The following is a 12,167-nucleotide window of genomic DNA, read 5'->3' as shown; positions in this document are numbered from 1 at the left end:
CCATCCGCACTGAACAAGGAGATCCATCCATGAAGACCGCCATCCTCGGAACCGGCACCGTAGGCCGCACCATCGCAGCCCGCCTCGCTGAACTTGGCCATGCCGTCACTATCGGCACCCGTGACCCCGAGGCCACCTTGGCCCGCACCGAGCCCGACGCAATGGGCACCGCACCGTTCGGGGCCTGGGCCGCGGAAAACCCCGGTATCACCCTGGCAGCCTTCGCCGATGCCGCCGTCGGCGCCGAGATCATCGTCAACGCCACGAACGGCGGCGCTTCCCTGGACGTCCTGGCCCAGGCCGGGGCCGGAAACCTCGACGGCAAGATCATCCTGGACATCGCCAATCCCCTCGATTTCAGCAACGGCATGCCCCCTACCCTGTTCGTGAAAGACACCGATTCCCTCGGCGAGCAGATCCAGCGCACCTTTCCCGCCGCGCGGGTGGTCAAGGCCCTCAACACCATGAACACAGCCCTCATGACCCACCCGGACCGGTTGGCCGAGGCCAGCACGGTCTTCGTCTCCGGGAACGACGCCGACGCCAAGGACACCGTCACCGGGCTCCTGAAGAGCTTCGGCCACCAGGACGTCATTGACCTCGGCGACATCACCACCGCCCGCGGCACCGAAATGCTCCTGCCCGTCTGGCTCCGCCTCTGGGGCGCCCTCGGGACACCGGACTTCAACTTCAAGATCGTCCGCTAGATCCTCCAGACCTGGCCGTGCCGGACCGGCTCGATCGTCGATCCGGCACGGCCGCGAATCCATAAACCTACTCACGAAAGGCATCTCGCCATGAAAGCTGTTCAATTCGCCAACCCCGGAACCTCCCTTGAGACGGTCGAACTCGATGTTCCCGAGGTCCCGCGCGGGCATGTCCTGATCAAGGTCGCTGCCAATGGCATCTGCCACAGCGACTCCATGGCGGCCGCGGGCATGTCCTCCTCCTACCCCCGCACCCCAGGCCACGAAGTCGCCGGAACCGTGGAGTCCGTAGGCGAAGGCGTCACCCGCTGGACTGAAGGCCAGCGCGTGGGCGTTGGCTGGTTCGGCGGGGCATGCTTCGAATGCGAATCCTGCCAGCGCGGGGACTTCATCGCATGCACGGTCGGAAAGGTCACCGGCCTGAGCTCTGACGGCGGTTACGCCGAATACCTGGTCGCCCCCGCCGACGCCGTCGCCCTCGTCCCCGACGCGCTCAGCTTCGCCGAAGCCGCCCCGCTGATGTGCGCGGGAGTCACCACCTTCAACGGGCTCCGCCACAGCGGAGCCCGCCCCGGGGACCGCGTCGCCATCCTCGGCCTAGGCGGCCTGGGCCACCTCGGGGTCCAGTTCGCCGCCAGGATGGGCTTCGAAACCATTGCCATCGCCCGCGGCGCCGAAAAGGAATCATTCGCCAAGAAACTCGGCGCACACCACTACATCGACAGCACCACCACCGACGTCGCGGCCGAACTCAAGCGACTCGGCGGCGCCACGGTTGTCCTGGCCACCGTCACCGACGCCCAGGCCATGTCGGTCACCATCCCTGGACTTGCGTCCCGGGGCCGGCTCGTCGTCGTCGGGGTCCCGCACGAACCCCTCGCCGTCAGCGCAGCCGACCTCGTCATGGGCAGCAGCTCCGTCGCCGGCCACGCCTCCGGCACCGCGAAAGACTCCGAAGACACCCTCCGCTTCGCCGCGCTGACCGGCGTTCGCCCGATGATCGAGACCTACCCGCTGGAGAAGGCAGCCGAAGGCTTCGACCGCATGATGTCAGGCCAGGCCCGCTTCCGCGTCGTCCTCACCAACGACTAACGAAGGCCCGCGCATTGTTGGCGCCCGTGTCCATTCCCGACACGGGCGCCAATCGTGCCGCCACAAAGATCCATTCCTCTATTGCCGCTTGGCCCGGATCTGTAGGCTCAGCCACATGGAGAATTCAGAGTCGAGGCCCGATACCGAAGTGCTCAGTGTCCATGAGTGCTGGAGATACCTCCGTTCCGCCTCCGTCGCCAGGGTTGGCGTGGTCAGTGGCGACAGCGCGGAGATCTTTCCCGTCAATTTCCTGCCTGACGAGGGAACGGTAATATTCCGGACCGGACCGGGCACCAAACTGGACGCAGTCCTGGCCGGGAAAACGATCACCTTGGAGGCCGACGGTTTCAACACCTATGGCACCATCGCTTGGAGCGTCATCGTCAAAGGCCATGCCGAGATCGTCACGAAGGCCGACGATCTTCAGGAGTCCGCAGCAATGGAACTGTCTCCGTGGGAACCTGGCACCAAAGACCATCTGGTCCGGGTCACGCCCGCGGAATTGAGCGGCCGAAGGTTCGTGATCAACGCACCCTCCGAGTGATCGGACCCGCAGGATTCCTGGTCCCGAATCCGACCGTCGCCTCCCTGGCCCCACGGCGCAACCCGGAGGCGGGGCATAAGGGACCAAAGACTCTGTGATCTACTCCCCGTGCTTCGCATTCTGGAAGAGTCAGGCCGATTCCGGCCTGACCGGATCGAAGCAAGGAGGCAGCCATGACGGACTTGATCAGGTGGTTCGATAACCGCCGTTCACCCATTGAGATGATCGAACGGCTTTTCGAAGGTGATGTGGCAGCATCCGGGATCCGGGTCGAACAGTTGGTTGAAGGCACTACCCTGGTGGTTCGCGCCGAACTGCCGGGGATCGATCCGGAGAAGGATGTTGAAATCACGCTTGGGGACGGGTTTCTTGAAATAAGGGCTGAACGGCAGGAGAAGAAGGAGCAAAGGGACAAGGGCAGCTACAGATCGGAATTTCGCTATGGTTCCTTCGTCCGCAGGCTGCCAGTGCCGGATACGGTCCAAAAGGACGACGTCTCCGCTTCATACAAGGACGGCGTCCTCGAAGTGAGGGCCCCGATTCCGGAGAGGGTCCAACCCTCCTCGGCTCACAAGATCCCGATTACGCGGGAGTAGGCCACACGGTCCTGCCGCCGGGCCGGACCGTGCCTCCCGCTGGCGCGGATCCCGGCTGTGACTTTCGGCCCTACAAGCCGCGACAGCCCCGGGCCACGCTAGCGGGGTACGGATTCAACCTTATCGCGGGAGGAAAGTCATGGGCGGGGAAGCATCCACAGCCAGGATCGTTGTTGGCGTTGACGGATCGGAAGCCTCCATCGAGGCGCTGAGGCAAGCTCAGAGCCTCGCCGTGCCATTGGGAGCGCAGGTAATAGCTACGGTCTGCTGGGAGTTCCCCCAGGTCTATGGCGGCTACGTGGCCATGGGCATCGACGACTTCGAAGAAAGTGCCAAACAGGTCCTCAAGGAATCCTTGGCGAAGGTGTTCGGTCCGGATTTGCCGGACAACGTCGTCTCACGCGTTGTCCGCGGTCACACACGGGAATCCCTCATCGAAGCGAGCCGGGAAGCCGACCTGATCGTTCTCGGCAGGCGTGGCCACGGAGGATTTGGCGGGCTCTTGATCGGATCGGTGAGTTCCGCCTGCGTCGCCCACGCCCACTGCCCGGTCCTTGTTGTCCATGCTCCGGAAGCGAGCTGATCGGCGCGAGGAGAAACCAATGTCCGTTCCCGAGATGGATCCGGGCCGCTTCGACGGCGCCCGGCACGTCACGCAGGAGCTTAGCCAGGAGCGGTGCTGGGAGTTGCTGTGCTCTCAGGACACAGGCCGCTTCGGCTTCAACTACAAGAACAGAGTGATGATCCTGCCCGTCAGCTACCTCGTCCACGGCCGGGCAATCTACTTCCGCACCTCCGCTGCCGGGACCATCGGCGACGCCGTGCCTCGCCTGAGTTCATCGTTCGAGATTGATGGGGCACGGCCCGACCGGAGCGAAGGGTGGTCGGTCCTTGTCAGCGGTCCTTCCTCACACGTGGACGAGCCGGCGCTGCTGACCTATCTTTCGGGGCAGGTCATGGAAGAGCCCTGGGCAGGCGGCCCAAGGAATGACTTCATCCGGATCCACGCTGCGGTAGTGACTGGCCGACATGTGCATCTGGCCTGAATCCGGTTTCGGGCGCCAGGCGTCGACGGCGTCCGCGCTATTTGCTGTTCTTGACCCGGCGTATCCGGGTGATGATGGTGGGGCACGCCAGTTGGGCAAGGACTGCGTGGGCGGTTGAGCCCAGCAGGAGACGCTTTAGTCCGCCCCTGCCGCGGCTGCCGAGGACCAGCAGCTTCGCTGTCGATGCGGCTTCAGCGAGGGCCTGGGCCGGGGGATCGGTGGCCAGGACTTTGTGGACCACGAGGTCGGGGTACCTTCCCGCCAGGCCGGCAACTGTCTCGGCAAGGACCACCTGTTCTTCTTCCATGAACTGCTCGACGAAACTGCCCTTGGGCAACCCCTTTTGCAACCAGGCACCTGGTATCGGGCAGGCGTGCAGCACGGCCAGTTCCTGCCCTTCACGATCTGCCTCTGCCTCTGCGGCAGCGAAGGCTACCGCTTGCGTTGATTCCTCCGAACCGTCCACTCCGACGACGACTCCGCGGCGGGATCAATACGGTTCGAACATCAACTGTCGGTTCCACCTCAACTACCCGAGCTCTGCGGGTCCAAGCAGCGGAGAAGAACTCGGACGCCGTCGGAACCTCGGGGAACCGATACACTTCGAGGCCACGTACGCTCCGGTGCCCATGATAATGAATCCCGTGATTCCCAAAACCGGGGCTCGGGCCGCGACACCCGTCAGCAGGACAAGGCATCCGACGAGTGCGGTGAAAATGCCTGATGCCAAGTGCCTCCCGGCAGCAGGCTCAGTCATCGATTTCATCTTGGACGCGAATTTCGGATCATCGCGTTCCAGTTCCTGGGCGAGCTGTTCCAGGGTCTTCTTTTCGTATTCAGAGAGAGCCATCACGGGCCTCCTTTGCCGGCGTGGGTGGAAACTATTGGTGCTACAGCGGGTTGTCGAGCGGGACTGCTTCGAGATGTTCGGGAACCCTCGCGTTCCAGCCCAGTTCACGTTTGATGCGACGCCGCAGAGCATCGGAGGCGGCAGGTTCGCCATGGGTGATATAGGTCATCTGCGGTGCCTGGTCCGCTGCGTGCATCCAACGGATGATTTCGTCGGCGTCGGCATGCGCTGAGAATCCTTCAATGTGTATGACCTCGGCCTGGATGGGGACGTCCTGGCCGTAGATTCTGAGCTCCTTCGCTCCGGCCGCCAGGTCGGCACCGCGTGTTCCTCCGGCCTGGTAGCCGCTGAGGACGATGGCATTTTTCGGATCCGGACCATAGGCCTCAAGGTGGTGAAGGATCCTTCCTCCCGTGAGCATGCCGCTGGCGGAGATGATGATCATGGGTCCTCCCCTCAGATTGAGAAGCTTGGAATCGTCTGCGGTGCGTGTCATGGTGGCCAGCTTGTACATGTCTTCGAACTCGTCCACGAGCAGTCGGTGTTCATCCGCATGCTGCCGGTACATGTAGGAAGCGTCGATGGCCATGGGGCTGTTGAGATAGACCGGAATGTCCGGAATAAGGTGCTTGTGACGGAGCCTCGTGAGGTGGAGCATCAGCGTTTCTGCGCGGCCGACGGCGAACGCGGCAATCATGACGACTCCCCCTCGTTTGGCAACGCGGGACACGACCGCTCCGAGCTCGGCCTCCGGGTCCTGGTCCGGGTGGCTCCGGTTACCGTACGTAGATTCAGTGACAAGAATGTCGGTGGCCTCCAGTTCCCGCGGCGGGAACATGAGGGGATCGTCGGCACGGCCCAGGTCTCCGGTGAAGTGTATTGAACGCCCGTCTATGTCTAAATGGATTTGGGCTGCGCCCAGGATGTGTCCGGCCGGAAGGAAAGCGGCCACGATGCCGTCTCCAAGATCCAGCGGGGTATCGAAGTCCCGGGGCTCGAAAGCGTTCAAGGACCTGACCGCATCTGCCGCGGTGTACACAGGAAGAGCGGGAACATGCGCCGAGGAGCCCCGGTGGTCAGCGTAACGCGCTTCCTCTTCCTGAAGATGGCCGCTGTCCGGTAGCAGCAGCTTGCACAGTTCACTGGTTCCGTGGGTAGCGTAGATCGGCCCCGTGAAGCCGTCCCGGACCAGTGCCGGAACATATCCGGTGTGGTCAAGATGCGCGTGGGTGAGCAGCACAGCATCGATGGAACCGGGCGGGACGGGAAACGGCACCCTGTTGCGGTCCCGGATACGTTTATAGCCTTGGAAGAGGCCACAGTCGACAAGGATCCGAGTGTCCCCGGATTCGACGAGATAGCGGGACCCCGTGACAGTGTCCGTCGCTCCCAAAAACCGCAGTCGTGCCGGGCGTGTGCTGTTCATGTTGCCTCCTCGATATTGGCAGTGCCGGGCATCCGGGCGCTGCCGGATGCCCGGACCGGAATTGCGCGGCTACGGGGCCGGCATCACGTGGTGATGACGGTATTCCTCCGTGCTGGGCTTGATCGCCAAGGCCGTGACCACCACGGCGACCGCGCCCGGGATCCAGGCGCTCCAGGCGCTCCCCGTCATGGAGGTGAAGCCGGCAATCCAAGGCGCAACGAGGAGGACGACGGCGAACGCAGCTTGCGCCCATTCGGCGGCCGGCATCCCCGGCCTGGCCAGGTTGGTCACACCGGCGGCGACCAGCAGGACACCGAGGATGACCATGAACGCTGTGGACGATCCACCTTGACTTGTCCACAGCACCGAGAGTGCGGCATAGGCGCCGGCGGCGATGACCGTCCAGTCCTGCCAACGAGTCCACTTCTTCATCTGGATCGTGCTCCTTTGATCGGTTGGGTTTTTCTGATGGCCGCCCCGGCGGCGCCGGGACGGGGCTCCGGGTGTGCGGTTGCATCGGGCGCGTGGACGACGAGAACGGGACAATGGGCGTGGGCGACGCAGGCCGCGCTGACCGAACCAAGCAACAGGCCGTTGAACCCGCCGTGTCCGCGCCGTCCGACGACCAGCAACGAGGCGAATCTGCTGGCGTCGACGAGCGACTGCCGCGCGGCGCCGAGGACGAGCCTGGTCCGGACGTTTCGAGGAATTTGGGAGCCGAAGGCCCTCGTCATGGCGTCACGGAGTATTTCGGATGCCTGATGGCTGAATCCGTCCCGCCCCATCATTTCGTAGGTCTCATGACCCACGGGAAAGTCCCAACATGCCCACGCCTCGACGTTTGCTCCCAGTGCTGATCCGAGGCGGTGGCCTTCGCGCAGGGCCTCTACGGAGGCATCAGAGCCGTCGACGCCGACGATGATCTTGCCGTGCCGGGCTCCCGTGGTCATGGTGTTCCCTTCCGTTCCGCGTTTTCTCTAAGAATGGGCAGAAAATTCCCCGTCAAACAGGGCCGAAAGTCATGGCCCCGGCTTGGGTCCTTCGGCCCTTGTTTGCCATTGGCGGGCACGGAAAAATGACATTGCCGGGCAAACCATGACGGGCCGGCGGGACCGCAGCCACGGGCTGCCGGACAGGAGGATCATGGATGGCCCAGTACGATCCCCCAGCGATGCCCGGTTCGTCGGCGTACCGCCGATCCGTGTGTATGTCCTGGACGATCATGAGCTTGTCCGCAGGGGACTTCAGGAACTGCTGGAAAGCGAAGGCTTCGTGGTGGTTGGCATGTCCGGTTCGGCGGAGGAGGCGGTCCGACGCATTCCTGCGTTGCACCCGGATGTGTCGGTGTTGGACGCCCGATTGTCCGACGGCACGGGCATTGAAGTATGCCGGGATGTCCGCTCCGTTGACCCCACACTGAACTGCCTGATTCTGACCAGTTACGACGACGAACAAGCTCTTCGTGGAGCGGTCCTTGCGGGGGCGGCGGGGTATGTCTTGAAGGAAATCGGCGGCACCGACCTGATAGGTGCGCTCCGGCGCGCCGCGCGAGGCGAGTCCTTGTTTGATGGCGGGGTGAAGGCGCAAATCATCCGGCGCCTCACGGAACGCCATCGCGTAGATCCCAGGGTCGCCTTGTTGACTACCGAGGAGCGGCGGGTCCTTGACCTAGTGGGCCAGGGCCTGACCAACCGGCAAATCGGGGAACTGATGCAGCTCGCCGAAAAAACCGTGAAGAACTACGTTTCCTCGATGTTGGCGAAGCTGGGATTCGAACGTCGCACCCAGGCGGCGGTCCATATTGCCCACGGACCAGATACGGACCGTGGAACCGTCCGCTGACGGTCCGGCGGACCGGAACCTCAGTGGACCGGAACCGACCACACCACGGTTGTGCCCTTCGTCGGGGCGCTGGTCACCTCAAACGAACCGCGCAGCTCCAAGGCCCGCTGTTGCATGTTGACCAGACCATTTCCCGGGACAGCATCCCTGAAGCCCCTGCCGTCGTCTTTGATGATCAATGTCAGCATGCCATCTTCCACCGAGACGGAAACGCTCATTGCCTGCGCCTCGGAATGACGGACCGCATTGCTGAGGCCTTCGGAAATGACCGCCAGCGCGTTGATGACGATTCCGTCGTCGAGCACGGAATCGACTGCCCCGATGATCGTCAGGTGAGGGGCGAAGGGCAGCGACCTGGTGGCAGTGCGGACAGTCTGCAGTATCCGGCTGCTCAGCAACTCCTGCTCCCCGGAAGAATGCAACGAGTAAATGGTGTTTCGGAGGTCCCTGATGGTTTCATCCAGTTCCGCGGTGACCGCATTGATCCGAGTCAAGGCAGGTTCGCCTGTCGTGAACCGCCGCAGGCTCTGGATGCTGAGTCCAGCAGCGAAAAGGCGCTGGATGACAAGGTCGTGCAGGTCCCGGGCGATGCGATCCCGGTCCGAGAAAACCACAAGCTCTTCACGGAGCCGGTGAATCCGGTCAAGCTCCAAGCCCAAGGCCACGTGCGAACCAAAGACTGCGCCCATCTCCACATCCGTCTTCGCAAAGGGCCCCGTTCCAGGAGATCGAGCCAGAACCAGAAGCCCATGGTGGGCGCCCTGGGCGCTGAGATCGATCGCCAGGAGTCTTCCGATGGACAAGCCGTGAGCCGGTCCGAGGAGGTCTCCCGCTTCGTCGATGCAGGCGGGCATCCCGGTGGCCGCGACTGACCTGATGACGGCGGAATCCATAGGCAGGATGTTTCCGGCGAAATGTGCGCTTTCAGTCCCTGCGGCACCCGCGACACAATACGAGCCCACGCCCTCATCTGGAACGAGGATCAGGGCCAGCTGGGATTCCGATTCCCGGAGCGCCCGGTCGGCAATCTGGTCGAGCCCGACAATTTCCGGCTCCGCCGTCCGGTCTCCGCCGATCATCCGGCCGGTCACATCCATGCAGGCCTCAAGCCAGGACGAGCGTCGGCGGGCGTCCTCATAAAGCCGTGCGTTCTCGATGGCCACACCAGCGGCGGCGGCCAACGCGACGGCAAGATCCTCATCTTCGGGAGTGAAATCGCCGCCTCCTTCCTTTTCGGTCAAATAGAGATTGCCGAAAACGACGTCCCGAACGCGCACAGGGACACCGAGAAAGGATTTCATGGGTGGATGGTTCTCGGGGAATCCGTAAGATTTGGGGTGCTCGTGAAGATCATGAAGGCGAAGCGGCGCAGGCTCCGTAATCAGCAGGCCGAGGACACCATGCCCGGTCGGTAGCGGGCCGATACGGCTGGCAAGGTCCTCGTCGATGCCGACCGTGACGAAGTGACTTAGTGATTTGTTCTCACCGATTACCCCCAGGGCCCCGTAGCGGGCGTGCAGCAACCGGCAGGCGGACGTCACGACCCTGTCCAACACAGCCTCGAGGCTCAAATCTTCGGCGACCGCGACAACAGCTTCGAGCAGTCCGCGCATATGCTCCTGGGCTTCGAGGAGTTCTCCCGCCCTGGACAAGAAGTCCCGGAGGAGGTCTTCGATCCTGATTCCGGGGACGTGCGGGCGATCGGCCCGCACAGGATCTGGAGTAGAACCGTTCATTTACTGCCTTTCGAGCGGTATTGCCACACGGGGCAGGTACCCGTGTCGCGCCAGGTGGCACATCCGATGCCAGACTACTACCGAGTCCCGTGCTCGCCCAGATGACCGCGAGGCGATGGGCCTTTGTGCCCTGTTTCCCTCTCATCCCCGGGCGTAGCCTCTGCGACATGACCAACAAGCCATCAACACCTGAGCCAGAGATCCTGCAACCTCAACAATGCTGGGAACTCTTGCGCGGCGTCTCCGTAGGACGCCTCGCAGTCTGGGTAATAGACCACCCCGACATCTTCCCGATCAACTACAAGGTCGACCACGGTACCCTCGTCTTCCGGACCGGAGAAGGAACGAAGCTCCACTCAGCCCTCGGCGAAACACCCGTTGCGCTGGAGGCCGACGGCGTCAATCCGGACAACGGGGTGGCGTGGAGCGTGGTCGTGAAAGGGCAGGCTGGTGCCATTAAGCTCACCCAGGAGGTCCTCGATACGGTGGGTTTGCTCCTTTTCCCCTGGCAAGCGGGCCGCAAAGACCACTTCATCCGCATCGTCCCGACGTCGATCACCGGGCGCCGCTTCACCGTCACCCCTCCCCTGACCTGGTGGAGTCCCTTGGACGACGCCACCCGCGCCGGACTCGAATGAAGGGGCGCACGGCGGGCCTAAAGCCCCTAACGACGTCGGACAGCCGCCGGTAGCGTCAGGCTCATGAACCCTCAATCAGCGGATGCGATCGAAAGACTGAACCCTGAGGAATGCCTTGAACTGCTTGGCCAAACCACCGTTGGCAGGCTGGCCGTGATTGTCGAGAACCATCCGGACATCTTCCCGGTGAACTACATCGTGGACCACGGCTCCATCGTCTTCCGTACAGGGATCGGCACGAAATTCTGGAGCTCGATGCGGGACGCCTGCGCTCTCGAAATCGACGGCTTCGACGCGGGCTCCGGGAAGGCCTGGAGCGTCGTTGTCCGCGGCCAGGCGCACCTCATCGTCGACCGGGAGGAAAAGTCAGCCGCCGACGCCCTGCACCTCGATCCGTGGCAGCCGGGCAGTAAGAGCCACTATGTTCGCCTCACCTTGGATGCTCTGACCGGGCGACGTTTCAAGACCACCCGGCCCGACATCTGGGATACCCCCGTGTGGGATGCCCGCTCCGAACTCTTCCACTGACTTGCCGTTGCTTCCCGGTGTCACCGGGGGCACGGCTTGCACTCTTTGAATGGATCAATCATGAAAGCACTCGTCTATGGCGGACCAGGACAAAAGTCTTGGACCGACGTTCCGGACCCCATCATCATCCATCCAACCGACGCCATCGTCCGCATCGACACAACCACGATCTGTGGAACGGACCTCCATATCCTCAAAGGCGACGTACCGGCAGTCCAGGAGGGACGGGTCCTCGGGCATGAGGGCGTCGGAACGGTCACCGAAGTGGGTTCCTCGGTAACGGGACTAAAGACCGGAGATCGCGTCATCATCTCCTGCATCAAATCCTGCGGACACTGCGGCAACTGCAAGAAGGGCCTCTACTCGCACTGCGCCGGGGAGGAAGGCCAGTCCGGAACGGGTTGGATATTCGGCCACCTCATTGACGGCACCCAAGCCGACTACGTGCGCGTCCCTTACGCGGATAACTCGCTCTACAAATTGCCTCAGGGGGTCACCGACGACCAAGCGGTCATGCTCTCCGACATCCTGCCCACGGCGTTCGAAATCGGCGTCCAGGCCGGTCACGTCAAGCCAGGTGACGTCGTCGCTGTCGTCGGAGCCGGCCCCATCGGCCTCGCTGCGATGGCCACATCGAATCTCTACGGCGCCGCCACGATCATCGCCATCGACCCGAACGAAGGCCGCCTTGCCCGAGCCCGGGAGTTCGGCGCAACCGAGGTCGTGAACCCAGACGATCCCGGGTGGATCAGCGACGTCATGTCCCACACCGACGGCGCAGGAGTGGATGTCGCCATTGAAGCAGTCGGAATCCCGGACACCTTCGACATGGCCTTGCGGCTCGGGCGCCCGGGCGGAAATGTGGCCAACATCGGCGTACACGGTAGATCCGTTGAACTGCGCCTCCAGGACCTCTGGATCCGGAACCTCAACATCAGCATGGGCCTGGTCAACACCAACACGACCCCGATGCTGCTCCAGCTGGTGGCCCAGCACAAGATTCCCGCCGAGAAATTTGCGACCCACCACTTCCCCCTGGCACAGATCATCGATGCCTACGACACCTTCTCCAGGGCGGCTGAAACACACGCACTGAAGGTCATTCTCAACCGGGAATCCCACCACTAGGCATCATTTCACCCTCCCTGAGGCTCGTCCCTGA

15 protein-coding genes and 1 pseudogene are annotated in these 12,167 nt (G+C 63.1%); 10 read left to right on the top strand and 6 right to left on the bottom strand.

The window, feature by feature from the left end; translation table 11 throughout:
• Positions 1-29 precede the first annotated feature (29 nt).
• From KNN17_RS09115 to KNN17_RS09090, 6 genes are all read left to right on the top strand, one after another.
• Positions 30-707 (top strand): NADPH-dependent F420 reductase, encoded by a 678-nt coding sequence (locus tag KNN17_RS09115; protein ID WP_241708423.1) that lies wholly within the window; start codon positions 30-32, stop codon positions 705-707.
• A gap of 90 nt (positions 708-797) precedes the next feature.
• Positions 798-1,799, top strand: coding sequence for an alcohol dehydrogenase (locus KNN17_RS09110; RefSeq protein ID WP_241708422.1), 1,002 nt, complete (start codon positions 798-800; stop codon positions 1,797-1,799).
• Between the two features lie 115 nt (positions 1,800-1,914).
• Complete coding sequence (locus tag KNN17_RS09105; protein ID WP_241708421.1) at positions 1,915-2,343, top strand: pyridoxamine 5'-phosphate oxidase family protein; 429 nt, start codon at positions 1,915-1,917, stop codon at positions 2,341-2,343.
• A gap of 173 nt (positions 2,344-2,516) precedes the next feature.
• Positions 2,517-2,939, top strand: coding sequence for an Hsp20/alpha crystallin family protein (locus KNN17_RS09100; protein WP_241708420.1), 423 nt, complete (start codon positions 2,517-2,519; stop codon positions 2,937-2,939).
• A gap of 139 nt (positions 2,940-3,078) precedes the next feature.
• Complete coding sequence (locus tag KNN17_RS09095) at positions 3,079-3,522, top strand: universal stress protein (RefSeq protein ID WP_241708419.1); 444 nt, start codon at positions 3,079-3,081, stop codon at positions 3,520-3,522.
• A 19-nt stretch (positions 3,523-3,541) separates the two neighbouring features.
• On the top strand, positions 3,542-3,985 hold the full coding sequence (locus tag KNN17_RS09090) for a pyridoxamine 5'-phosphate oxidase family protein (protein ID WP_241708418.1): 444 nt from the start codon (positions 3,542-3,544) through the stop codon (positions 3,983-3,985).
• 37 nt (positions 3,986-4,022) lie between these two features.
• On the opposite strand, the pseudogene KNN17_RS09085 reads toward KNN17_RS09090, so the two are convergent.
• The 5 genes and pseudogenes from KNN17_RS09085 to KNN17_RS09065 form a co-directional block, all read right to left on the bottom strand.
• Positions 4,023-4,454 (bottom strand): annotated as a pseudogene (locus tag KNN17_RS09085) (universal stress protein); the annotation flags it as partial.
• A gap of 60 nt (positions 4,455-4,514) precedes the next feature.
• The gene (locus tag KNN17_RS09080; protein WP_241708417.1) at positions 4,515-4,835 is read right to left on the bottom strand and encodes a DUF3040 domain-containing protein; all 321 of its coding nucleotides are present in this window, start codon (positions 4,833-4,835) and stop codon (positions 4,515-4,517) included.
• Positions 4,836-4,875: 40 nt separating this feature from the next.
• The gene (locus tag KNN17_RS09075; protein ID WP_241708416.1) at positions 4,876-6,261 is read right to left on the bottom strand and encodes an MBL fold metallo-hydrolase RNA specificity domain-containing protein; all 1,386 of its coding nucleotides are present in this window, start codon (positions 6,259-6,261) and stop codon (positions 4,876-4,878) included.
• 69 nt (positions 6,262-6,330) lie between these two features.
• A complete protein-coding gene (locus KNN17_RS09070) occupies positions 6,331-6,693 on the bottom strand; it encodes an SPW repeat domain-containing protein (protein ID WP_241708415.1) in 363 nt (120 codons plus the stop codon).
• The gene (locus KNN17_RS09065; protein WP_241708414.1) at positions 6,690-7,211 is read right to left on the bottom strand and encodes a universal stress protein; all 522 of its coding nucleotides are present in this window, start codon (positions 7,209-7,211) and stop codon (positions 6,690-6,692) included. The genes KNN17_RS09070 and KNN17_RS09065 overlap by 4 nt, the downstream gene beginning before the upstream one ends.
• A gap of 193 nt (positions 7,212-7,404) precedes the next feature.
• Between KNN17_RS09065 and KNN17_RS09060 the strand changes: the two genes are divergently transcribed.
• Positions 7,405-8,103 (top strand): response regulator, encoded by a 699-nt coding sequence (locus KNN17_RS09060; RefSeq protein ID WP_241708413.1) that lies wholly within the window; start codon positions 7,405-7,407, stop codon positions 8,101-8,103.
• Between the two features lie 20 nt (positions 8,104-8,123).
• On the opposite strand, the gene KNN17_RS09055 is transcribed toward KNN17_RS09060, so the two are convergent.
• The gene (locus KNN17_RS09055) at positions 8,124-9,839 is read right to left on the bottom strand and encodes a sensor histidine kinase (RefSeq protein WP_241708412.1); all 1,716 of its coding nucleotides are present in this window, start codon (positions 9,837-9,839) and stop codon (positions 8,124-8,126) included.
• A 167-nt stretch (positions 9,840-10,006) separates the two neighbouring features.
• Between KNN17_RS09055 and KNN17_RS09050 the strand changes: the two genes are divergently transcribed.
• The 3 genes from KNN17_RS09050 to KNN17_RS09040 all read left to right on the top strand — a co-directional run bounded on the left by KNN17_RS09050 (position 10,007) and on the right by KNN17_RS09040 (position 12,133).
• Complete coding sequence (locus KNN17_RS09050) at positions 10,007-10,477, top strand: pyridoxamine 5'-phosphate oxidase family protein (RefSeq protein ID WP_241708411.1); 471 nt, start codon at positions 10,007-10,009, stop codon at positions 10,475-10,477.
• A 63-nt stretch (positions 10,478-10,540) separates the two neighbouring features.
• On the top strand, positions 10,541-11,005 hold the full coding sequence (locus KNN17_RS09045; protein ID WP_241708410.1) for a pyridoxamine 5'-phosphate oxidase family protein: 465 nt from the start codon (positions 10,541-10,543) through the stop codon (positions 11,003-11,005).
• A gap of 60 nt (positions 11,006-11,065) precedes the next feature.
• Positions 11,066-12,133, top strand: a complete 1,068-nt coding sequence (locus KNN17_RS09040) for a zinc-dependent alcohol dehydrogenase family protein (protein ID WP_241708409.1) — start codon at positions 11,066-11,068, stop codon at positions 12,131-12,133.
• Positions 12,134-12,167 lie beyond the last annotated feature (34 nt).

The organism is Arthrobacter bambusae, from assembly GCF_022606295.1.
Lineage (GTDB): Bacteria > Actinomycetota > Actinomycetes > Actinomycetales > Micrococcaceae > Arthrobacter > Arthrobacter bambusae_A.
This window is presented reverse-complemented; position numbering and strand designations above follow the sequence as displayed.